15 protein-coding genes and 1 pseudogene are annotated in these 23,163 nt (G+C 72.2%); all 16 read right to left on the bottom strand.

What is annotated here, in order from left to right; genetic code table 11:
• Positions 1 to 65 precede the first annotated feature (65 nt).
• Complete coding sequence (locus B1L11_RS11420; protein ID WP_256862425.1) at positions 66 to 1,562, bottom strand: nitronate monooxygenase; 1,497 nt, start codon at positions 1,560 to 1,562, stop codon at positions 66 to 68.
• Between the two features lie 144 nt (positions 1,563 to 1,706).
• A complete protein-coding gene (gene narI, locus B1L11_RS11425; RefSeq protein ID WP_079314451.1) occupies positions 1,707 to 2,432 on the bottom strand; it encodes a respiratory nitrate reductase subunit gamma in 726 nt (241 codons plus the stop codon).
• Complete coding sequence (gene narJ / locus B1L11_RS11430; RefSeq protein ID WP_256862426.1) at positions 2,429 to 3,130, bottom strand: nitrate reductase molybdenum cofactor assembly chaperone; 702 nt, start codon at positions 3,128 to 3,130, stop codon at positions 2,429 to 2,431. The genes narI and narJ overlap by 4 nt, the downstream gene beginning before the upstream one ends.
• Positions 3,115 to 4,779, bottom strand: a complete 1,665-nt coding sequence (gene narH / locus B1L11_RS11435) for a nitrate reductase subunit beta (protein ID WP_079314452.1) — start codon at positions 4,777 to 4,779, stop codon at positions 3,115 to 3,117. The genes narJ and narH overlap by 16 nt, the downstream gene beginning before the upstream one ends.
• Complete coding sequence (locus B1L11_RS11440; RefSeq protein ID WP_256862427.1) at positions 4,779 to 8,495, bottom strand: nitrate reductase subunit alpha; 3,717 nt, start codon at positions 8,493 to 8,495, stop codon at positions 4,779 to 4,781. The genes narH and B1L11_RS11440 overlap by 1 nt, the downstream gene beginning before the upstream one ends.
• A 52-nt stretch (positions 8,496 to 8,547) precedes the next feature.
• Positions 8,548 to 9,285 carry a hemerythrin domain-containing protein gene (locus B1L11_RS11445; protein WP_143737189.1) on the bottom strand — a complete coding sequence of 246 codons (738 nt, stop codon included), beginning with the start codon at positions 9,283 to 9,285 and terminating at the stop codon, positions 8,548 to 8,550.
• A gap of 18 nt (positions 9,286 to 9,303) precedes the next feature.
• On the bottom strand, positions 9,304 to 9,984 hold the full coding sequence (locus tag B1L11_RS53855; RefSeq protein ID WP_306291635.1) for an MFS transporter: 681 nt from the start codon (positions 9,982 to 9,984) through the stop codon (positions 9,304 to 9,306).
• On the bottom strand, positions 9,870 to 10,472 hold the full coding sequence (locus tag B1L11_RS53860; RefSeq protein WP_306291633.1) for an MFS transporter: 603 nt from the start codon (positions 10,470 to 10,472) through the stop codon (positions 9,870 to 9,872). Before B1L11_RS53860 ends, B1L11_RS53855 begins: the two co-directional genes overlap by 115 nt.
• Before the next feature lie 250 nt (positions 10,473 to 10,722).
• Positions 10,723 to 11,505: a lytic polysaccharide monooxygenase gene (locus tag B1L11_RS11455; protein WP_079314453.1), complete on the bottom strand. Its 783-nt coding sequence runs from the start codon at positions 11,503 to 11,505 to the stop codon at positions 10,723 to 10,725.
• Positions 11,506 to 11,612: 107 nt separating this feature from the next.
• Positions 11,613 to 13,685, bottom strand: a complete 2,073-nt coding sequence (locus B1L11_RS53865; RefSeq protein WP_306291634.1) for an MFS transporter — start codon at positions 13,683 to 13,685, stop codon at positions 11,613 to 11,615.
• A 215-nt stretch (positions 13,686 to 13,900) separates the two neighbouring features.
• Positions 13,901 to 16,981: pseudogene (locus B1L11_RS50360) on the bottom strand (amino acid adenylation domain-containing protein); the annotation flags it as partial.
• Positions 16,981 to 18,087 (bottom strand): 2-oxo acid dehydrogenase subunit E2, encoded by a 1,107-nt coding sequence (locus B1L11_RS11465; RefSeq protein WP_079314454.1) that lies wholly within the window; start codon positions 18,085 to 18,087, stop codon positions 16,981 to 16,983. The gene B1L11_RS11465 and the pseudogene B1L11_RS50360, both read right to left, overlap by 1 nt.
• A complete protein-coding gene (locus tag B1L11_RS11470; protein ID WP_079314455.1) occupies positions 18,080 to 19,063 on the bottom strand; it encodes an alpha-ketoacid dehydrogenase subunit beta in 984 nt (327 codons plus the stop codon). Before B1L11_RS11470 ends, B1L11_RS11465 begins: the two co-directional genes overlap by 8 nt.
• A complete protein-coding gene (locus tag B1L11_RS11475; RefSeq protein ID WP_256862428.1) occupies positions 19,060 to 20,013 on the bottom strand; it encodes a thiamine pyrophosphate-dependent dehydrogenase E1 component subunit alpha in 954 nt (317 codons plus the stop codon). Before B1L11_RS11475 ends, B1L11_RS11470 begins: the two co-directional genes overlap by 4 nt.
• On the bottom strand, positions 20,010 to 21,503 hold the full coding sequence (locus B1L11_RS11480; protein ID WP_079314456.1) for a condensation domain-containing protein: 1,494 nt from the start codon (positions 21,501 to 21,503) through the stop codon (positions 20,010 to 20,012). Before B1L11_RS11480 ends, B1L11_RS11475 begins: the two co-directional genes overlap by 4 nt.
• Positions 21,500 to 22,900 carry a class I adenylate-forming enzyme family protein gene (locus B1L11_RS11485; RefSeq protein WP_079314494.1) on the bottom strand — a complete coding sequence of 467 codons (1,401 nt, stop codon included), beginning with the start codon at positions 22,898 to 22,900 and terminating at the stop codon, positions 21,500 to 21,502. Before B1L11_RS11485 ends, B1L11_RS11480 begins: the two co-directional genes overlap by 4 nt.
• Between the last annotated feature and the right edge of the window lie 263 nt (positions 22,901 to 23,163).

Raw genomic sequence — 23,163 nt, forward strand, 5'->3', positions numbered from 1 at the left:
CTGTCCCGGCCACAGGTGATCCACCCGGGCCCGGCCACCCCCGTGGCCGGGCCCGTCGCCGATCCTCAGGATGCGGCGGACACGGACGCCGGCGAGGCGCTCGCCCCCTTCAGGATGCGGTCCACCACGTCGGCGGCCGAGTAGTCGTCCTGCAGCCCGTCGAGGAAGCCGATGTCCTGGCCGAGGGTGAGCAGCGGGGGTTCCGGATAACCGTCCGGCCGGTGCTGCCCGAGGCCGATCGCGGCGAGCAGCCCGTTGCACAGGCACCGGCGCTCGATGGTCTCCTCCGCGCGACCGCCCTTGCGGACGTAGGTCTCCACCGGTTCCGCCGGGCAGCGGTAACCGACCCCGCCGTCCGGCTTCTGGTAGGGCGTGCGCAGATAGCCCAGGTCGCACAGCCGGGTCCGCTCCGCGTAGACGTCTGGGTCGGACAGCGTGCCGGGGACATGGGCGACCTTGAAGGGGAAACCGGCAGGGGACGCGTGGGGATCGTTGCGGACCTCCAGTGTGCCGTCGGCGGCGCCGCGCAGCAGCCGCAGCCTGAGCTCCTCGTCCAGGCCGGACTCCCGGCACAGCGCGAACGCCGAGCCCACCTGGATCCCGGCGGCTCCCGTCTTCAGCGCCCTGGTGAGCCCGCCGGGCGTGCCGTACCCGCCCGCGAGCCAGAACGGCAGGCCGAGCGCCGCGACCTTGCCGGTGTCCACCTCGTCGCGCGGGCCGTACACGGGTTCGCCCGCCTCGTCCAGCCGCAACCGGCCGCGCGGCGGCGCGCTGTGGCCGCCCGCCGACGGCGACTCGATCACGAACCCGTCCGGCCTGGTGCCCGCCGAGCGCGCGAGGTAGGCGGCCAGGACGTGCGAGGAGACGATCGCCAGCAGCCGGGGCCGCGGCCGGGGGCGTAAGCGACGGCCGAGCAGCGCCGCCGGGTCGAGGCCGACCGTGTGCGGCGTCTCGCCGCCGGCCACGGTCACCGAGATCTCCGCCGCCCGGTGCGCCGCGAGATCGTCGAGCAGCCGCGGGATCTCCACCGGGATGCCGGCGCCCATCAGCACGTAGTCGACCCCGGCGAGCATCGCACCGTAGACCGCGGCCGGCGTGGCCATCTGGATCTTCTCCAGGTAGTTGACCCCGATCAGGCCGTCGTGCCCCTCCTTGGCGAGCAGGACCTCGGCGAAGTTGGCGACCACGGCCAGTTCGTCCGCGGCCTGGCTGCGCCGCAGCCCCAGGCGCGGCACCGGCCGGTACGGCCTGCCGCTGCCGGCTCCGCCGGGAACGAAATAGCGGGCCAGGACCCGCTCCGCGATCTCGGGGACCGGGAAGCGGGCCAGCGCCCGGCGCAGATGCCCTTCCGGATCCCCCTGCTGCAGCCGCCGGGCCAGCATGACGTCGAGCGCCGTGCCCGACACCACACCGAGCTGGCCGGTCTTCGCCACCGCGCGTGCCAGCCGCCACCCGGACACCCCCACGCCCATCCCGCCCTGTATCAGGACGGGCGGCGCGATCCCCGCGGGCCCGGTCCGCGCTACCGGGAAGCCTTCCGTACGGCGATCGGCGTCGGACAACCCGCATCCCCCCAAAGTCCCAGGTTCTCGCCTGCGGCCCCGCCGGCAGTAGGACGCGGCGGGGCCGATCAGGAGTCCACCACGGCCCGGCAGGGGGCTGTAGTGACAAAGGTCCCCGGCCAGGAGGGCGGGGGTCCCTCCTGCCTACCCGTGTGAGGCCCGCGCGGCGGCCGGTGCCGGCGGCGCGGCGGGCACGGGCCCGCGCCGCGCGCGGTAGACGACGTACGGGCGCCACAGGTAGGCCAGCGGCGCCGACCAGACGTGGACGAGCCGGGTGAAGGGCCACAACGCCAGGAACAGGAAGCCGCCGATGGCGTGCACCTGGTAGACCAGCGGCGCGCCGATCATCAGGTCGCTGCGCGGGGAGAACCAGAACACGCTGCGGAACCAGACGGCGATCGTCTCCCGGTAGTCGTACCCGGGGCCGAGCAGGTTGACGGCGACCGTGGCGGTCATGCCGAGCGCGATCATGACCGCCATGGCGGCGTAGAGCACCCTGTCCATCGGGGTGGTCGCGCGCCGGACCCGTCCGTTGACGAAGCGGCGGGCGATGAGCAGGACCAGCCCGGCGACGAGCATGGCGCCGGTCAGCGTGCCACCCCAGACCGCGGTCAGGTGGTAGAGGTGCTCGGGGATCCGGAGCGCCGCGGTCACCGAGGCCGGCACCAGCAGCCCCATGGCGTGCCCGCCGATGACCCCGAACGCGCCGAGGTGGAACAGCGGCGATCCCAGGCGCAGGATCCGGTTCTCCAGCAGCTGGCTGGTGTGCGTGGTCCAGCCGAACTGGTCGTGGCGCCACCGCCACACGTGACCGCCGGCGAACACCGCCAGGCACAGGTACGGCAGGACGATCCAGACGACGGTGTTCATCGGGCCTCCGGCGAGGGACAGGTGGGGTAAGGGGCGAGACCGACGCCGAGCTCACCCGAGCCGAGGGGGTCAAGGCCGACGGACTCGACGGGCGGGCCGTCGAGGGCCAGTTCCGCGACGGCCGCCCGGTCGGCGTCGGTCAGCTCGGGCAGGACGTCGGTGATCGCGTCGAGGAGCAGGTGATACGGCGTGCCGAGGTCCGCGAGGGCGGCACGCAGCAGTTCGATGCCGCGCCGGTGCTGGCGCAGCGGCGCCTCCCCTTCGCCCGGGCCGACCGTGGCGGCGAACTCGAGCACGACCGGCAGCAGGTCGGGCAGTTCACCGGCGGCCAGCCGCAGGCCATGGGCGCGGTAGCGCTGCTTGAGGATGAGCAGCGCCATCCCCCGCTTGCGGGTGTCGCCGTGCAGGTAGTACGTCAGGTACAGGCCGGACCTGCGGCGCAGGTCGAAGGTCTGCACGTAGTGCCGCTGCACCTCGATCGGCTCGGTGCCGGTCAGCCAGGCGAGGAACTCCTCGACCTGGCCGCGCAGCCGCGGGTGCTCGATGCGGGCTGCGGCGCCGCGCAGTTCGTCGCGGGCGCCGAGCAGTTCGGCGTCCGGATACGTGAGCAGCACCGAGGCGAGCCGGAACAGCCGGGTCCGGTCGGCCGCGGTCACCGGGACGGCGTCGATCGACGGCGCGGTCATGGCCGGCCCCACAGCGGGATGATGGACAGGCCCATTCGCCCGTCGCGGCGGCGCGACACGAGCCCCCGCCGACCGGCGTGCACGTCGTCGTCGCCGCTGACCAGGTGGAAACGCTCCACGGCGGCCACGACGTGCTCCGATCCGCCCACGCCCTGTCCACCCATGCCCTGCCCACCCATGCCGGGGCCGCCCTCGCAGTCGAGCGAGCAGCCGTCCGTCGCGGTGGCCTGCGCTTCGAGGGCGGCGGCGTCCTTGCCGTAGGCGGCCGGGATGACGTACCGCTCCTCGTACTTGGCGATCGCCAGCAGCCGGTACATCGACTCGACCTGCTCGGCGGTCATTCCGATGCCGTCCAGCAGGTCCTGCGCGACGGTGCCGTCCAGGGTGCGGGCCCGCATGTACGAGCGCATCGCGGCCAGCTTCATCAGGACCCCGGCGGCGGCGTCGGCGTCACCTGCGGTGAACAGTTCGGCGAGGTACTCCACCGGGATGCGCAGGTCCCGGATGGTGTGGAAGACGTCGTCGGCGTCGGTGTCGTCGCGGCCCGCGGCGCCGGTCGCGTCGAGCACCGGCGACAGCGGCGGGACGTACCAGACCATCGGCAGCGTCCGATACTCCGGGTGCAGCGGCAGCGCGATCCGATACTCGCTGATCAGCCGCCACACCGGGGACGCCTTCGCGGCCTCGACCCACTCCTCCGGCATGCCGGCGTCGCGGGCGGCCTGTTGCACCGCCGGGTCGTGCGGGTCGAGGAAGACGTCACGCTGGGCGTCGAGCAGGTCGCGCTCGTCAGGAACGGACGCGGCGGCGAGCACGGCGTCCTCGTCGTAGAAGACGATGCCGAGGTAGCGCAGCCGTCCCACGCACGTCTCCGAGCAGATGGTGGGCTGACCGGCCTCGATCCGGGGGAAGCACAGGGTGCACTTCTCGGCCTTGCCGGTGGCGTGGTTGACGTACACCTTCTTGTACGGGCACGCCGACACGCACATCCGCCAGCCCCGGCACTTGTTCTGGTCGACCAGGACGATGCCGTCCTCCTCGCGCTTGTACATCGCGCCGGACGGGCACGCCGACACGCAGGCCGGGTTGAGGCAGTGCTCGCAGATCCGCGGCAGGTGGAACATGAAGGTCTTCTCGAACTCGAACCTGACCTTCGTCGCGGCCTCGGCCGGCATCCGGGTGATGTTCGGGTCGCGGCCGGCCCGCTCGTGCGCGCCCCCGAGACCGTCCTCCCAGTTCGCGCCCCATTCCACGGCCGCCGGTTCGCCCGTCAGCGCGGAGTACGGCCGCTTGACCGGCGTGTCGTCGAGGCCGCCTGGCGCGCTCACCAGGATGTCCTTGTCGAACGTCACCGGCTCGTAGTAGTCGTCGATCGACGGCAGGTCCGGGTTGGCGAAGATGCGGGTCAGCCGCTTCACGCGGCCGCCGGAGCGCAGGGTCAGCCGGCCCTTGCCGTCGAGCCGCCACCCGCCGTGCCAGCGATCCTGGTCCTCGTAGTGCTTGGGATATCCGATGCCGGGTTTGGTCTCGACGTTGTTGAACCACACGTACTCGGTGCCCTCGCGGTTGGTCCAGGTCTGCTTGCAGGTGACGGAGCAGGTGTGACAACCGATGCACTTGTCGAGGTTCATCACCATCGCGACCTGCGCGCGGATCCTCATCAGTACTCCACTTCCTGGGCACGGCGGCGGATCACCGTGATCTCGTCGCGCTGGCTGCCGATCGGGCCGTAGTAGTTGAAGGCGTAGGTGAGCTGGGCGTGCCCGCCCGCGAGGTGGGTGGGTTTGACCAGCAGCCGGGTCATCGAGTTGTGGTAGCCGCCGCGCCGGCCGCTCTTCTCGGCCTTGGGCACGTTCACCGTCCGCTCGGGCGAGTGGTACTGGAACACCGTGCCCTCGGGCATCCGGTGGCTGACGACGGCGCGGGCGACGACGACGCCGTTGCGGTTGTGCGCCTCGATCCACTCGTTGTCCCTGACGCCGATCTTCGCGGCGTCCTCGACGCTCATCCAGATCACCGGCCCGCCCCGGGACAGCGCGAGCATCAGTTCGTTGTCGTGGTACATCGAGTGGATCGACCACTTGGCGTGCGGGGTCAGGAAGCGGACCGTCACGCCGCCGTCGACGAGCTCGCCGGGCCTGCCGAAGTGGCGCGCCATGTTCAGCGGCGGGCGGAAGGCGGGCAGTTGCTCGCCGAGCTCGGCGACCCAGTCGTGCTCGACGAAGAAGTGCTGCCGCCCGGTGAGGGTGTGCCAGGGCTTCGACCGTTCGACGTTGAGGGTGAACGGCGAGTAGCGGCGGCCGCCCTTCTCCGATCCGGACCACTCGGGGCTGGTGAACACCGGCTGCGGCGCGGCCTGGGTGTCCGGGTAGGAGATGTGGTCGGTCTCGTGTCCTTCGACGAGGTCGGCGAACCGCTGCCCGGTGCGCAGTTCGAGTGCGGCGAAACCGGCGGCGGCCACCCGCCCGTTGGTGGTGCCGGACAGCGCCAGGATCGCCTCGCACATCCGGTCGGCGGTCGCGAGCGACGGGCGTCCGGCGAACGGGCCGTCGGCGACGACGCCGTTCTGGTGGGCGAGATACTCGATCTCCGGGGTGACGTCGACGGTGATCGCCTTGGTGGTGGTGCCGAGGGTGTCGAGCAGCGGGCCCACCGCGCGCATCTTGGCGCCGATCAGGGTGTAGTCGCGCTCGATCTCGACGAGCTTCGGCATCGTCACACCGGGCACGGGCAGGCACTCCCCCGCCTTCCAGTCCCGCACCCGGCCGCCGGGCATGGCGAGCTCGTCGGGTGTGTCGTGCTGCAGCGGCACCGCGAGCACGTCGCGGCGTACGCCGAGGTGGGTGGCCGCGAGCTCGCTGAACCGGTCGGCGAGGGCGAGGAAGGCGTCGTAGTCGGTGTGCGCGTCCGCCGGCGGCTCGACGGCCGGGCTGAACGCGTGCACGAACGGGTGCATGTCCGTGGTCGAGATGTCGTGCTTCTCATACCAGGTGGCGGCCGGCAGGACCACGTCGGCGTGGAGGCCGGTGTTGGTCATCCGGAAGTCGATCGCGGTGAGCAGGTCCAGCTTCCCGGCCGGCACCTCGTCGCGCCAGACCACGTCGCGGGGCCGCTGATCGGGGTCGCACTCCTGCGCGCCGGCGAGGGAGTCCACCCCGAGCAGGTGCCGCATGAAGTACTCGTTGCCCTTGCCCGAGGAGCCCAGCAGGTTGGCCCGCCACAGGGTGAGGCAGCGGGGGAAGTTCGCCGGATCGTCGGGGTCCTCGGCGACCGCCTTGAGCCGACCGGCCTGGAGTTCGTCCACGACGTACTGCTGCACGGTGCGGCCCGCCTCGGCCGCCTCGTCGGTGAGGTCGAGGGGATTGCGGTTGAACGCCGGGTGGCCGGGGCTCCAGCCCATCCGCTGGGCGGCGGCGATCGTGTCCGCGAACGTCATGCCGGTGAACCGGCCGGTGCCCAGCGGCGAGGACAGCTCGTCGGCGGGCACCCGCTCGTACCGCCACTGGTCGGTGTGCAGGTACCAGTACGGCGTCGCGGCCTGGTGGCGCATCGGGCGCTGCCAGTCGAAGGCGAAGGACATGTGCTGCTGTCCGGTCAGCGGCCTGGCCTTCTCCTGGCCGACGTAGTGCGCCCAGCCGCCGCCGTTGACGCCCTGGCAGCCGGTCAGCGTGACGAGCGCGATGAAGGCCCGGTAGGTCATGTCGGAGTGGAACCACTGGTTGGCGCCGGCGCCGAGGACGATCAGGGAGCGGCCCCGGCTGCGTTCGGCGTTGCGCGCGAACTCGCGGGCGATCCGGGCGGCGAGCGTGGCGGGAACCCCCGTGATCTGCTCCTGCCACGCGGGGGTGTTGGGCTCGCCTGCGTCGTCGTACCCGGCCGGCCAACCGCCCGGCAGGTCGCCGCGGCGCACGCCGTACTGCGCCATCAGCAGGTCGAACACGGTCGTGACGAGGTGGCCGCCCACCCGCGTGACCGGTACGCCCCGGCGCATCGTGGCGCCGCCTTCGGTGTCACCGACGTCGAACCGGGCCAGCTCGACCTCGACGGCGTCGCCGGTGAGTCCGAGCAGGCCGAGCCCGGGCACGACCTCGCCGAGGTCGAGGTTCCACCGCCCGGCGTCCCGCTCGCCGTAGCGGAACCCGAGCGAGCCGTTCGGCACGACCGGCTCGCCCGTACGCTCGTCGAGGAGCACCGTCTTGTGCGCCGCCGCCGAGTCCCCGGCGTCACCCTCGGCGAGGTCCTGGGACGTGAGGAAGCGGTCGGGCGTCCAGGCGCCGTTGTCACGCCGCCGGAGCGTGACGAGGAACGGCAGGTCGGTGTAGCGGCGGACGTAGTCGGTGAAGTACGGCACCTGGCGGTCGCGGAAGAACTCGGTGAGGATGACGTGGCCCATGGCCATCGCCAGTGCGCCGTCCGTGCCGGGGTGCGGCGCGAGCCAGTCGTCGGCGAACTTGACGTTGTCCGCGTAGTCGGGACTCACCGCGACGACCTTGGTGCCCCGGTAGCGGGCCTCCGCGAGGAAGTGCGCGTCCGGGGTCCGGGTCACCGGAATGTTGGAGCCCCACATCATCAGATAGGTGGAGTTCCACCAGTCGCCCGCCTCGGGCACGTCGGTCTGGTCGCCCCAGATCTGCGGGGACGCGACCGGAAGGTCGGCGTACCAGTCGTAGAAGCTCAGCAGCGTGCCGCCCAGCAGCGCGTGATAGCGGGTGCCGGCGGCGAACGACGCCATCGACATCGCCGGGATCGGGGAGAATCCCACCACGCGGTCCGGGCCGTACGTCTTCGTCGTGTATACGTGGGCGGCGGCGATCATGGTGATCGCCTCGTCCCACGAGGCGCGCACGAAGCCGCCGCGGCCCCGCTGACCCTTGTACGCGCGTGCCTTCATCGGGTTCTCGACGATGTCGGCCCAGGCGAGCACCGGGTCGCCGAGGCGCTCCAGCGCCTCCCGGAACATCCCGGCCAGCGCCCCGCGCACGTACGGGTGCCGGACGCGGGACGGCGAGTACTCGTACCAGGAGAAGGACGCGCCGCGCGGGCAGCCGCGCGGCTCGTAGTCCGGCGAGTCCGCACCCGTCGTCGGATAGTCCGTGGCCTGGTGCTCCCAGGTGATGAGGTCGTCCTTGACGAACACATTCCAGGAGCACGAGCCGGTGCAGTTGACGCCGTGCGTCGACCGGACCACCCGGTCGTAGCGCCACCGGTCCCGGTAGAACGACTCCCAGGCGTTCCGGTCGATCTGGTGCAGGGTCCGCCCGCCGTCACCGACCGTCTCCTTCGTCAGGAAACGACGCGCGGCCAGCAGCGGCGCCGCACCGGGCACAGAGTCCGTGGCGGGAGAACCGGCGGCGTCCGGGGACGGGCGTGGTGACACGGCGATGCACTCCTTCGATGAAGCCGATGCGGCGCGCGTCGCGCCGCGTATGTCAGGCTCCTCCGATGCGGGGTGGTACGGCAGGTGCCGGCCGTCCCGGCCTGCCGGGACCTTGGTCCTGCGCTGATCGACAGTCCTGCGCTGATCGACAGGTTTTCGCGGACGACGAGACGCGGCCGCCGCGCGGCTCCTTCGAGGCGGCGAGAGGTCGCGGGTCGAAGGAGCGACGCGGCGGCCGCGGATGACGATGACGGCCGGGGGCGGGTTCAGCGGCCGGTTCAGCCGCCCGAAGCCGGCACGCCCGAAGCCGACCCCGAAGCCGGCCCCGAAGCCGGCAGCAGCGTGCCGACCGGGCCCGGACCTTCTCGACGGCCTCCCAATCGTCGGTGCCCAGGCTCGCCAACGCCGCCGGGAACACCCCGTCCTGCTCCTTGAGGATGTGGGCGCGCAGGAGGTTCAGGACGTCGAGCAGCCTGAGCGGCCAGCCGGGGTCGGCAGGTGTGCCGTCCGCGGCCTCCCCCAGGACCGCCTCGATGCGCCGGTGCTCCGCTTCCAGCCCGGCGACCTGCTCGGGGAACTCCCCGGCGAGAGCGGGGAACAGGCCGTGCTCCTCGACCTCGGTGTGCGGGCCGAGCACCGCGGCGATCCGTCCGGCGATCGCGGCCATCGCGTCCACGTCGCCGGCGGAGTGCGCCGTACGCGCGTCCCCGATCAGGTCGACCACCAGATCGTGCTCGCGAGTCAGCTCGCCGATCGCGGTCACGGCCTGGCAGCCGCAGTACTCACACATGTGCTTTCGACCCTTCGATCAGGCCCGGCCCGGCGGCGCGGCGGGCGTCCGGGCGACGGCGGTGGTGTCCAGCAGCAGGGCGGCCAGCGCGACCAGGGCCAGCAGCGCCAGCCCCAGGGCGTAGGTGCCGTAGCGGCCGTAGATGAAGCCCATCAGCAGTGGCGGCACGAAACCGCCCAGACCGCCCGCGGCGCCCACGATCCCGGTGACCGAGCCGACCTTGTTCGCCGGGGCGAGCAGCGCCACCAGGGCGAACGTCGCGCCACTGCCGACGCCGAGCGCGGCGGCCATGGACAGGAACGCGACCGTGCCGAGTGGCGCCAGCGCGGGCGTGAACGCCTGGACCACGGCGCCGGCCACGACGACGAGCAGCGTCCCGGCGAGCACCCGCGCCGGCCCGAGCCGGTCGGACAGCCACCCGCCGACCGGGCGCATCAGCACCGCCAGCAGCACGAATCCGGCCATCCGATTGGCGGCATCGGCCTGGGCCAATCCGTACGCGGTCTTGAGGTAGGCGGGCAGGTAGACCGAGAACGCCACATATCCCCCGAACGCCACCGCGTACAGCGCAGAGGCCTGCCAGGTCACCCGCAGCCGCAGCGTGGCCGCCAGCCGTTGCGCCAGCGACTCGGCCGGCACCGCCCGGCCCGGCGCGTCCCGCAGCAGCAGGGCCGCCACCACCGCGTACGCGGCGAGCACAGCGGCGGTGACCACGAACGGGGGTCGCGGTGCCGCCCGCGTCGGTCAGTTTTGACCGTGGTCAACGCGCTGATCGCGGTGCCGCCCATGCCCGCGCCGAACACGCCGACGGCGAGGCCGCGCCGCGCGGGCGGGAACCAGGCGTTGACGAACGGCACGCCGATCGCGAAGGCCGTGCCGCCGATGCCGAGGAAGAAGCCTCCGGCCAGCAGCCCGGCCAGCGAGGTCTGCCCCGCGAGCCCCAGGTAGAGCACCGGCACGACGGTGGCCAGCGACACCAGCGGGAACATGACGCGGCCGCCGTACCGGTCCGTCAGCGCGCCGACCGGGATGCGGCCCAGCGACCCGACCACCACCGGCACCGCCACCACCAGCGACTGCTGGAAGGGGCTCAGGTACAGAGCCTCCTGGAACTTCGGCGCCAGCGGGCTGAGCAGCGCCCAGGCCCAGAAGTTGATCGCGAAGCCGACCGTGGCCAAGGTCAGCATCAGCGCCGGACGCCCGGCCGGTCGGCGTCCGGCTGTCCGGCCGGCGCGTCCCCCGCACTCATGGTTGCCTCCACTGTGTATCGCTCAGGGTGCGGTGATCGAAGGTGTCACCGCTGGGCGTACACAGCGTCTCCGGCCGGTAGATCGACGAGACAGGGACCTTGGACCTCTCTGAACGGGCCGCGCGTCACCCCTCACCGCCGCCGGCGACCGGTCACGAGGACCGGCCGCCGGCTTTCGGGAGGACGGGTCACACGGTCTGCCAGAGCGCCGGGACGTTCGGCGGCTCCCAGCCGGTCAGCGCGGTGTGCGCCTGGACGCACCGGTAGGCACGCCCGTTGTAGGTGACCAGATCGCCGGCCTTGTAGGACGTGCCGGCGGTCCAGGCGCCGCCGGGCGTCGTCGGAGGCGTCGGGGTCGGGGTGGGCGACGGCGATGGGGACGGCGATGGGGACGGGGACGGCCTCGGTGAGGACGAAGGCGAGGGCGAGGGCGAGGGCGTCGGGCTCGGGCTCGGGCCGCCGGGGCCGGCCTGGAGGTCGACGCAGTTGTAGAAGGCGTTCTCGGTGTCGGCGATGTTCCAGACGGCCAGCAGCTTGATCCGGCCGGTCCTGCCGCCCAGGCTCACCGTGTGCGTGACGACGGACGGAGGCTCCTTGCCGTGGTCGTTGATGACCGCGATCCGCTCGTTGCCGATGTAGTACTCCCACGTGCTGGTGGCGTGGCGGGCCTCGATCAGCCACTTGAAGGTGACCGTGTCGCCGACCGTGGTGACGGGCCAGGGCTTGCTGTCGTCGTCAAGCGGAGCCCAGCGCGCGTCACCGCCGCTGCAGTTGTGCAGGCCCTTGGGCCCCTCGACGCTCTGCGGCTCCCAGATGATCTGACCGCAGTTGGGGACCTTGCCGGCGGCGCACCAGGCCTGCCGGCTCGGCGGGTCGGAGATGTAGCCGTGGGCCGAGGCGGGCGAGGCGATCACCACCACCGCTGTGGCGGCGACGACCAGCGCCGCCAGGGGCGCTAACAGTTTCCGCATGTCAGGGTTCCTCTGTTGGGGGGTAGTGAGGCCAATATAAAAGAAAGTTTCCTAACAATAAACCCCGAGAGTGGAATTCCGACACGTATGGATGTCAGGGCCGGCGGCTACGCGGCCGTCTTCGCCTCGCGGCGTTTCTCGATGGTCTCCATACCGACGAGGTCGTCCGGCAGCGCGTCGGGCATGTCGGCGTCGAAGCGGGCCAGTCGCCGTACGCGCAGCGCACCCGCCACGACGGCCGCCATGCCCAGCGCGCAGACCAGGTAGAGGAATGCGATCCCGCGTCCGGGCCCGACGCCGATCACCGCGCCGACGGTCGGGGCGAGCGCCCCGCCGGGGGCCAGCATGGGGTCGAACAACGCGGCGCCCAGCGGTGCGACGAGCCCCATCCCGATCGGCAGGGTCGACCAGGCCACGAGCGTGTTCAGCGCGAAGACCCGGCCGTGATACCGGTAGGGCACCTTGATCTGCACGATGGTCGAGTACATCGCGTTCATCAGGGTCAGGAAGTACGTCAGCGAGAACGCGCCCGCACCGATCACCAGCAGTGAAGGCCGGAGCCCGGTGACCACGCTGCCGGCGGCGATGGCCAGCGTCGACACGAGCACCCCGCGGAAGCGCCACTTGGCCGGCCCGCCCCAGACGGCCATCGTCAGCCCGCCGAGCATCACGCCGAGGCCCGTCACCACGGAGATCACGCTGACCTCGGTGAGCGTGGCGAACGACAGGACGAGCGGAGAGACGAGCAGCAGGAGCGGGGACAGGAAGATGTTCAGCACCGCGAAGAAGACGAGCATCGCCCGCAGCCCGCGTTCGTTCCACGTGTAGGCGAAGCCCTTGCGGATCTCGGTGCTCAGCGGTTCGCGCGGCCGCCACGGCAGCGTGTCCGGGAACCGGACCGCCAGCACGGCGACGATGGCGAAGACGTAACTGGCCACGTCGATGACCACGATCCCGCCCAGCTTGATCCAGGCGAGCAGTCCCGCGGCGATCAGCGGGACGACGAGCTGTGCGACACCGTTGGCCATCTGGGTGACGCCCATCGCGTGCCCGAGGTAGCGCTTGGGCACGAGCTGCGGAATGGCGGACGTGTAGGCCAGGCGCTGGAAGTTCGTCGCGATCGACAACGCGACGATCAGCAGGTAGACCTGCCAGAGCCGGAGCTCGCCGAAGAGGATCAGGCAGGCGAGCACGAGCTGGATGCCCGCGCAGGCGAAGTCGGCCCGCAGCATGACCCGCCGCCTGTCGCCCCTGTCGACGATCGCCCCGGCCAGCGGCGAGACCAGCAGCCCGGCCAGGTTGAGCACGGCCAGGATGGAGAACTGCGCGATCGAGCCGGAGTCGACGAGGATCGTCAGCGGCAGCGCCCATCCGGTCAGAGCCGATCCGATCATCGAGATCTGCTGACCGGCGGCGACGGTGAGGAACCGGGTCATGCCGGGCCTGACGACGGGCCCGGCCGCCGGTTCCGGATCGCGCGTCCCCGAGGTGCTCACGCCGTGGACCCACCACGAGTCGTCCGGTTCGTGCGGGGCGGGCCGGTCCAGCGAGCGGTGGGTCCGCAGGATCTCGGCCAGCTCGGCGGCCCGGTAGCGCAGGAAGTAGTGGCCGCCCTCGTCCAGCACCACGAGCGCGTTGGTGTCGGAGAGGAAGGCCCACTCCCGGTAGCGCTCCTCGTAGAAGTCGGTCGCCGGGTCGCGCTCGCCGACCACCGAGATGATCGGCGCCTTCAGCCGCTGCCGGTCCGGGGAGTCGAACAGCTCGGTGAAGAACCTCTCGGCCGCCTTCGAATCCCGCCGCATCGTACGGATGATCCGGTCGGCCACGCCGGGGTCGAGCTCGTCCAAGTCGACGCCGCGCGCCTTGAGCCGGTTGATGTCGGTCTGGCTACGGCTCAGCCGGTCGACGTCCACGAGCCTCGACAGCCTGCCCAGCACTCCGCGCGGCCGGGCGAACGGGAAGATCGCCCCGATGTAGAGGGCCTCGACCTCCCGGCCGGCCGCCTCGACCCGCCGCGCCAATTCGACCGCGAGAGCCGCGCCCACCCCGCAGTGGCCGTAGATCGCGATCGGTCCCTCGATCGAGAGGATCTCCTCGGCGCAGCGGGCCGCGAGGGCGTCGAACTCCATCGCCTCCTCGTCGAGGCCGATGTCGTGGCCGGGGATGGCGACGGCGTACAACGCGTGGTCGCCGGGCAGCGCGTCGGCCAGCGGCTGGTAGACGACCGCGCTGCCGACCCGTACGGCACGCAGACGTAGGTGAGGCGGGCGGTCCGCCCCGACGGGGTGAGGCGCTGGAGCAAGGGGCGCGGACCCGCGGGGACCGGCCGCTCGGCGAAGGCGGCCAGCTCGCGCACGGTCCGGTGGGAGAACACGTCGACCAGGCCGATCCGGCCGATGCCCGCCTTGCGTAGCTTGGCGACGATCCGGATGGCGAGCAGCGAGTGGCCGCCGAGGTCGAAGAAGTCGTCGTCGAGGCCGACCCGTCCGGCTTCCAGGACCTCGGCCCAGACGGCCGCGATCGCCTTCTCGGTGCCGGTCGCCGGCTCGGCGTACTCGGTGTCGCCGGCGGAGGCGGCCGGGGCGGGCAGTGCCGCACGGTCGAGCTTGCCGTTCGGGGTGAGCGGCAGGGTCTCCAGGAAGACGAACTGCGACGGCAGCATGTACTCCGGCAGGATGTCGCGTACGGCCGCCCGCATCGCGGCCGCCTGGGCGGCTTCCTTGGGGACGCCGGTCAGGTAGGCGACGAGCCGGTCGGCCCGCACGACGACGACGGCCTCGCGGGCGCCCGCCCTCTCGCGCAGCGCCGCCTCGATCTCGCCCGGCTCGATGCGCAGCCCCCGCAGCTTGACCTGGTTGTCGAGACGGCCGAGGAAGTCGATGGTCCCGTCGGGCAGCCAGCGGGCCGCGTCACCGGTCTTGTAGAGACCGTCGAAGAACCGCTCGGCGGTCAGCTCCGGCCGGTCGTGGTAGCCGAGCGCGACGCCGACCCCGCCGATGTGCAGCTCGCCGGGCATCCCGACGGGCACCGGCCGGCGATGCCGGTCGAGGACGTGCAGCGTGATGTTCTGGATGGGCGAGCCGATCGGCACGCGTACGCGTCCCGAGAGCCGGTCGAGGGTGCACTCCCAGGAGGACACGTCGATGGCGGCCTCGGTCGGGCCGTACAGGTTGTGCAGTTCCGCCGGGATCGTCCGCAGGCAGCGTACGGCCAGGTCGACCGGGAGCTCCTCACCGCTGCAGATGACGCGGCGCAGGGAGGTGCAGGTGGCCGCGCCCTCCTCGGCGAGGAACACCGCCAGCATCGACGGCACGAAATGGGTGGTGGTCACGCCCTCGGCGTTGATCAGGTCACGCAGGTAGGCCGGGTCGCGGTGGCCTCCCGGCTCGGCCAGCACCAGCCTGGCCCCGGTCGTCAGCGGCCAGAAGAACTCCCACACCGACACGTCGAAGCCGGCCGGGGTCTTCTGCAGCACCACGTCGTCGGGGGTGAGGCCATAGCGCTTCTGCATCCAGTCGAGCCGGTTGACGATGCCGCGGTGGCTGTTGGGCACCCCCTTCGGCCTGCCGGTCGAACCGGAGGTGTAGATCATGTACGCGGCCGTGCCTGGCTCTCCGGCGGTCCCGGGCGAGGTCACGGGCAGGTCCGCCGCCTCCGACGGCTCGTCCAGCAGAAGGACGGTCGCGTCGCCCAGCCGGTCGGCCAGACGCCGCTGCGCCAGCACCACGGGCGCACCCGAGTCCGACAGCATGAACGCGAGCCGGTCGGCCGGGTAGTCCGGGTCGAGCGGCACGTATGCCGCGCCCGTCTTGAGCACGCCGAGCAGGGCGGCCACGAGCTCGATCGAGCGTTCCGCGCAGACCGCGACCAGCGCGCCCGTGCCCACGCCGAGACCGGTCAGCCGGTGCGCCACCCGGTTCGCCCGCTCGTCGAGCTCCCGATAGGTCACCGACGCGCCCCGGAACGTCACGGCGGTCGCGCCGGGCGTACGCGCGACCTGCTCCTCGACCATGCCGTGCAGGGTGGCGTGCGCCGGGAAATCGGCGGCGGTGTCGTTCCAGGCCCCGATCAGCCCGGCGTCCTCCCCCAGCGGCAGCGGCAGCCTGCTGACCGGCACGCCGGGCTCGGCGACGGCCGCCCGCACCAGCGCCTCCAGGTGCCCGGCCATCCGCTCGACCGTGCCGGGGTCGAACAACGTGGTCTTGTACGTGAACGTGCAGGCCAGGCCGCCGCCCGGGGTGGGCACCAGGTAGAGCTCCAGGTCGTGGCGGGCCGAGCCGGGCCGCAGGGGAAAGTCCGACACCCCGCCGTCGTCGCTCCGGCCGGCGAAGTCGTGCATCGAGAACAACGTGTCGGCCAGCGGCTGTCTGCTCGGGTCGCGCGGCACGCCGAGCGCGTCGACCAGCCGGCTGAACGGCAGCTCCTGGTGGTCCAGCGCCTCGACCACCGTGTCCCTGGTGCGGGCCAGCAGCTCGGCGAAGCTCGGGTCGCCGTCGAGCCGGGCGCGCAGCACCAGCGTGTTGACGAACATGCCGACCACGTCGTCGAGCTCGGGCCGGGTCCGCCCGGCCACCGGAGTGCCGACCGCGAAGTCGTCCTGCCCCGAATATCGCGCGATCAACAGCTGGAACGCGGCCAGCATCGTCATGAATCTGGTCGCGCCGTGCCGCCCGCCCAGCTCGGTGAGCCGGTCGACCAGCTCGGGGTCGAGCTCGTGGACGTGTGACGCGCCGTCGAAGCACTGGCGTGGCGGCCGGGGCCGGTCCACGGGCAGGTCCGCCCTCGGCAGCGCGGCCAGTTCCCGCCGCCAGTAGGCCAGCTCACGGTCGAACCGCCGCCCGCGCTGCCACAGCGCGACGTCGCCGTAGCGTACGGCGGGCGCGGCCGGGTCCTCTCCGCGGCACAGGGCCAGCAGGTCGCGCATGAGCAGGTGCGCCGACTGGCCGTCGGCGACGATGTGGTGCACGAGCAGCGCGAGGACGTGCTCGTCCCCGCCCTTCTTCACCAGCAGCGCCCTGAGCAGCGGCCCCTCCGCGAGGTCGAGCGGGATCGCGCTCTCGGCGTCGATCAGCGCGACGGCCTCCTCGTCCGTCGCGGCCGCCGCCTCGCGTAGGGGCACGTCCGCCTCCGGCACGACGTGTACGGCGGGCAGCCCCTCGTCCGTCGCCGGGAACCGGTGCCGCAGGCTCTCGTGCCGCTCGGGCAGCCTGGCCAGCGCCGCCCTGAGGCGGTGCGCGTCGAGCGGCCCGCGCAGCCGTACGGCCATCGCGATCGTGTAGGTGGAGGTGCCCGGTGTGAAGTGCTCCATGAACCAGATCGGTTCCTGGGCGGCGGCGAGCGGCGGCTCGGCGCCCTCGGGGCGGCGCGGGATCGCCCGATCCGCCTGATCGGCCTGGCCTGGCCGATCGGCCCGCCTGGACCGCAGCCGCTGTCTGAGCAGTTCCTTCTTCGCCTCGGACAGGTCGGCTGCGGACATCAGGTGAGCCCTTCGACGGCGGCTTTGAGCGCGTTGAGGAAGAGGGCGGCGTCCCTGCCGTTGATCAGGCGGTGGTCGTAGGCCAGGCCGATGTCGGCGAGGGTTCCGTCGCGCGGCCCGGTGACGGCGAGCGCGCAGACGGTGCCGGGGAAGACGAACGGGATCGCCAGCACGACCCCGTGCTCGGTGTGCAGGGTGACGACGAAGTTGGCGCCGGACAGGTCGCTCACCGTGAACTCGCCGGTGGCGGCGGCGAGCCGGTGCTTCATGAAGGTGGTCGCGATGTCCTTCGTCGTACGGCTCGCCGCGTCGTGGACGACGGGGACGTACAGCCCCTCGCCGACGTCGACGGTGACGCCGATGTTCGCAGCCTCGGACAGCAGCGCCCTGGTGGTGTCGGCAGTGGCGCCGGCAGTGCCGTCGGCGGCTTCCTCGACGGTCGCGAAGAACAGCGGGAACCGCTCGTGCAGGCCCGCGACGGCCTGGACGAACACCTCCGCGAGCCCCACCGGGCGGCGGATCTCCCTCGTCGTGGCCCGCGCGTACTCCAGCGCCGGGCCGAGGTCCATGCGGACGACGGCGTACGCGGCGGGGATGGTCCGGTGGGACAGCTCGACGGACCTGGCCACGGCCCGCTGCACCCGCGTGAGCCGGTGCTCGGCGGCGGAGGTCTCATCGCCGGCGGGCGTGGCGGCCAGGCGTTCGACGTCGGCCCGCCGGACGACGGGGATGCCGAGCGCCTCGATCCGTTCGAGGTCGATGCCGAGCTCGTCGATGAGCGCCCGCGCGGGGGCCGTGATGAGCGGCGCCGAGTCGTCGGCCGCACTCTGCTGTGCCGTGGGCGGGGACGCCGGTTCTGGGCCGGAGGGTTCCGCCGTCCCGCCGATCGAGGCGATCACGTCGTCCGGGCGGCACCAGACTCCCGGCCGCAGCCGGTGGCGCAGGATGCCGGAGGCGCCCGCCGTGAGCTCCTCGGCGGCCTTGGACGTCTCCACCAGCGCGACCGCGTCGTCCTCGGCGACCCGCGTGCCGTCGGCGGCGAGCCACTCGACCAGGAGATATTCGGTGTCGTTGTTGTTCAGCTTCGGCACGCGGAGCTCAGCCACGGAGGGTCTCCCTGATCGCGCTGTGGATCGTGGACTCGTTCACGAGGGCCGCCCGCTCGAGATGAGCCGCGGTGGGGATGACCCCGCCGAGGGAGTGGATCAACGTGACCGGGAGGGCCAGGCGCCCCCAGTGCCGTCGATGCACGACGTGGGCCACCTCGGCGCCCCACGTCCCCCCGGCGGTGCTCTCCTCGACGACGAACACCCGGCGCGCCGCGCGGACGTCCGCGTCGAAGACATCGGGCAGGTCGAACGGATACAGCCTGGACGGCACCAGCAGCGTGCCGGCGATCTCCTCCTCGACCAGCAGCGAGCGCATCGCGGCCAGCACCCGGTGCGCCGCCCCGCCGGGGGCGATGACCACGCAGTCGGGGGGACCGCCGAGGGACACCCTGGCCACGCCGCCGGAGACCTCCACCGAGAACGGTGGCTCCACCGCGCCCATCCGGCGCGTGTAGAGGACCTTGTCCTCGAAGAACACGCACGGTTCCGCCCGGGCGAACATCTCCTCGAACACGGCCAGGTTGTCGTGGAACGGCGACAGCTCGTAGAGGGCCAGATTCGGGATGCCGACGAAATGCTTCTGCGGGCTCTGGCTGTGGGTCGGCCCGTAACCGCGCCCGCCGCCGACCGGGCAGCGTACGACCATGCGCATCGGCAGGCGGGAGCCGTACATGGAGACCGACTTCGACGCGAAGTTGAGCAACTGGTCGAAGGCGAGCGCGGCGAAGTCGCCGAACATGATCTCGACGATCGCCAGGTCTCCCGACAGCGCGAGACCCGCGGCGAGGCCGGTGACGGCGTTCTCGCTGATGGGGGTCGACAGGACGCGGTCGGGGAAGCCGGTGGACAGCCCTCGGGTGATCTTGAAGGCGCCGCCGTACGGATCGACGACGTCCTCTCCCAGCAGGTAGAGGTTCGGCTCCCGGGCGAGCAGGGCGGCCAGCGCCGCGTTCAGGTTCTCCGCGACCCTCACGGCCCCTCCCCCTGTGACCCTTCCCACCGTGACGGGCCCCGCGCCGTGACCTCCGCGGCGACCGCCTCGATGTGCGCGCGGGCCTCCGCGTCGAGCCGCGGAAAACGGCCGGGGCAGGCCGCCGCGCACCGGGTGTACCAGTCCTGCTCACGCAGAGCCTGTACGGCTTGAGCGGGTCTGGTGTCGTCGCCCTTGCTGTGCGGTCCGAGGCGCCGGGTGACGAACTCGACGACGAGAGGCGTCGAGCGGGAACGGACCCGCGACACCAGGGGTTCGAGCGTGCGGCGGATCTCGGTGACGTCGGAGCTCTCGACCAGGTAGTGGTCGATGCCGAACGCCGCCGCCCGGCCCGCGATGCTCCCCGCGAGGTGCCGGGACGTGGGCGTCGACTGGGCGATGCCGTTGTTCTCCACGACGACGAGCAGCGGCAACACCCACAGCGACGCGATGTTCAACGCCTCGTAGACCGCGCCCTCGCCGAACGTGCCGTCCCCGATGTAGACGCAGGCGAGGCGGCCGGGCTCGGCCCGCTTGAGGTGCAGCGCGACCCCCGCGGCGACCGGCAGGCTCTCCCCCTGCACTCCCGTGGACAGGAAGCGGTCCCTGCGGATGTGCTGGCTGCCGCCGACCCCGGCGCAGACGGCTCCCTCACGGCCCATGATCTCCGCGAACAGTCCGGCGGGGTCGCGGAAGCGTGCCAGGTAGTGGCCGTGCCCGCGATGGTTGCTGAACACGTGGTCGCCCGGGTCGAGCAGCGCCTCCAAGGCGACCGGGATGTACTCCTGGCCGAGACAGGTGTGGGTCGTGCCGTTGAGCAGGCCCCTGCCGAACAGGTCCAGCAGCTTCAGCTCGAACGCCCGGATCATCAGCATGAGCGAGAGATCGGCGTCGTCCGGACCGGACGCCTCCGCCGGGAAGACGGCCGGCTCGGCCGTGACGGGCCGCGTCACCGGCGGATCACCCGGAGCACGCCGGCGATCGTCGGATTGTCGAAGAAGTCGTCCAGCTCGACCTCCACGCCCAGCCGCTTGCGCATGCGGGCGATGATCTGGGTGATGGTCAGCGAGTGGCCGCCGAGCTCGAAGATGTCGTCGTGCGGCTCGATGGGAGCGAGCTTGAGCACCTCCTCCCAGATGGCGCGGATCTCGGCGGCCAGTGGATCGGCGAGATCCACGCCCGGGCCGGTGTCCCCCGTGTCCTCCACCAGGTGCGGCGCGGGGACGGGCCAGGCGACCACGGGTTCCCGGGTCGGCAGCATCTCCAGGGGCCGGGCGGGATCCTGCGCGACCGCCGCCAGCACCGCCCGTAGGTCGTCGGCGAACCCGACCGGATCGGCCAGCTCGCCGGGGTCGTAACGGAGGCTCGCGGTCATTCCCGGCGCCGACACCGCCGAGCCGTCGGAACGGCCGGCATGGTCCAGGACCTGGAGCTGCAGGGCGCCCCGCACCGCGTGGTTGAACGCCAGCCGGTCGACCTGACCGAACCCCTCCGCCGAGCCCGTGCCGTACGCCGCGGCGCGCCGGTAGCTGACCGAGACGGGAGCGAGCGCCGCATGGGGTTTCAGCCCGGCGACCGCCCTGGCCAGGGGGACCTCGCGGTAGGTGTACACGCTCCTGAGCTCGGCGCGCAGCCCGGCGGCGAACGTCGTGAACGGCGCGTCGGGCGGCGGGCTGGAGAAGACGGGCAGTTCGTTGACGAAGGGGCCGATGTGTCCCTCCGACTCGGCGGTGCGGGTCGACAGGTCGATCGCGGTGACGACGTCGGCGTTGCCGTACGACATGAGGAGCGCGTGCAGCGCCGCGAGCAGCACCTCGAACCTGGTCAGACCGGGCAGATCGGGGACATCGAGCGTGAACTCCAGCAGCCGCCCCTGACCGGCCCGGCGGGAGCGGAGCACCCCGCCCGGTAGAAGAGTCTCGCCCGGCTCGCGCCACCTGTCCGCCCAGAACGCGCGAGCCTCGCCGAGCAGGGCGGCCACCCGCTCCCGCTGGCCGGCGGCGTGGTCGAGGGGCTCGATCGGCGGCGGGACGGCACCGGCCGCGAAGGCGGCGAGGTCGGCGACCAGGACGTCCTTGGACCCGCCGTCGAAGACCAGGTGGTGGGCGACGATCACGAGGGTGTCGTCGACGAGCGTGAACCGGACGAGCGGGCCGTTCTCCAGGTCGAAGGGCCGTCTGACGGCCTCCTCCACCGACTCGCCCGTCTCCAGGGACGGGTGCCGGGTGGCGGGCACCAGGTGGGGCACGCCGTCGTGCTCGCGTACGGCCCGGCCCAGCAGCGGATGCCGCTCGACCACGCTCGCGCACGCCTTGGCCAGCACGGCGGGATCGGGAGCCGGCGAACCGCCGAAGCGGATCACGATCGGCATGTGGTACGCCGACCCCGCCCCCATCCGCTCGGTGACCCACATCCCATGCTGGGCGAACGAGACCTGCGTCATAGTGCGACCTCTCGGAGTGAGCGCTTGTCCACCTTGCCGCCGTGGTTGCGTGGCAGGGCGTCGAGGGTGATGAGCCGTACGGGAAGCTCGTGCGGGGCCAGCAGGTCCTTGAGGAAGATCCGCAGCTCCTCGTGCGGGACGGTCCCGACGACGGCGACCGCGACGGCCTTGCCGAGCGTGGGATGCGGCACCCCGAAAGCGGCCGCCTCGACGACGCCGGGGTGCCGGTGGACGGCCTCCTCGACATGGATCGTGGACACCTTGTAGGCCCCCGACTTGATCACGTCGCTCTCGCGGTCGACCAGGTAGAGGTAGCCGTCGTCGTCGAGATAGCCGAGATCTCCCATGCGCACCCAGCCGCCGCGGAAGACCTCGCCCGTGGCTGCCTCGTCGCCGTAGTAGGCGCGGGTGACGGCCGGCGACCGCATCCACACCTCGCCGGTCGCGCCGGGCGGCAGCGCCCCGCCGTCCGCCGCGGCGATCCTGACGGCCCCGCCCGATACCGGGCGGCCCACGCTGGACGGCCGCTCCGGATCGAAGATCATCACGGTCTGCGCGGGCGCGGCCTCGGTCGAGGTGTAGTAGTTCGTGATCGTCGCGTTGGGGAACGCGGCGCTGAGATCGACCCCGATCCGCGCCGGCAGCGGCGCCGCCGCCGAGCCGAGCAGCAGCACGCTCGACAGGTCGTGCCTGGCCTGCACCCCGGCGGCGAGCATCTCGATCGCCATGGCGGGGACGACGAAGACCGTGCCCGCCCGGTAATGCTCGATCAGCGCGGCGAACCTGCCGGGCGTGAAACGCGGCAGCGTGACCACCTCGGGGTGCGCGTCCACGGCGTTGACCAGCATCCACTGGCCGGCGTTGGTGCCGATGGGAAAGGCGTGCGCGAGGTGCCTGGAATGGGTGAACGGCCTGCGGCGGCCCCCGCAGCCGTGGGCCAGGTTCGCGTGGGTGGCGGCGACCCCCTTGGGCCAGCCCGTGGTGCCGGACGTGTAGAGGATCTGCGCCGGGTCGCCGGGCGCCGGCGGTTCGAGATCCTCGGCCCCGCCGCCCTCGGCGTACGGCAGTTCGCCCGGCCGCAGCACCGCGGTGGCGCCGCAGTGCGCGAGCATCGCGTCGACGTCTCCGCCGGCCAGGCGGTCGGAGAGCGGCACGGCGACCGCCCCCGCCCCGAGCACGCCGAAGAACGCGACCGCGTAGTCCAGCCAGTCGCCGTTGCCGAACACGAGACCCACCCGGTCACCGCGGCCGATCCCCCGGCCGCGCAGCGCGCGGGCCAGGCCGTACGACCTGCGCTCCCACTCGCCGAAGGTCATTGAGCCCGAGCCGTGGACGGTCATCGCCACCCGGCCAGGGTCGGCGGCGGCCCGCTCTCGAAGCAGGCCGGGAAGAGTCATGCTCACGATCGGCTCCCGGAAAGTCGCCAGGACGAGAATCGCCAGATCAGAGGTCACCCGGCCACGCGGACACGCGTGGCCGTACGGGTTTTCTAATAAGAAAGTTTCCTAATTAAATTTCGGCGCCAGTCTGACACGAGCGCGCCGAGGGCGGCAACCCCCTCCCGCCGAACCGGTCCGGCGCCGCACCGGCGGAGCCTTGCGGGTGGCCGAAGATCCGTGGAAGACTGCGGCCAGCCGAAAACAGTTAAGAATCTTTCCAG

The sequence above is a fragment of the Microbispora sp. GKU 823 genome (assembly GCF_002027145.1).
Lineage (GTDB): Bacteria > Actinomycetota > Actinomycetes > Streptosporangiales > Streptosporangiaceae > Microbispora > Microbispora siamensis.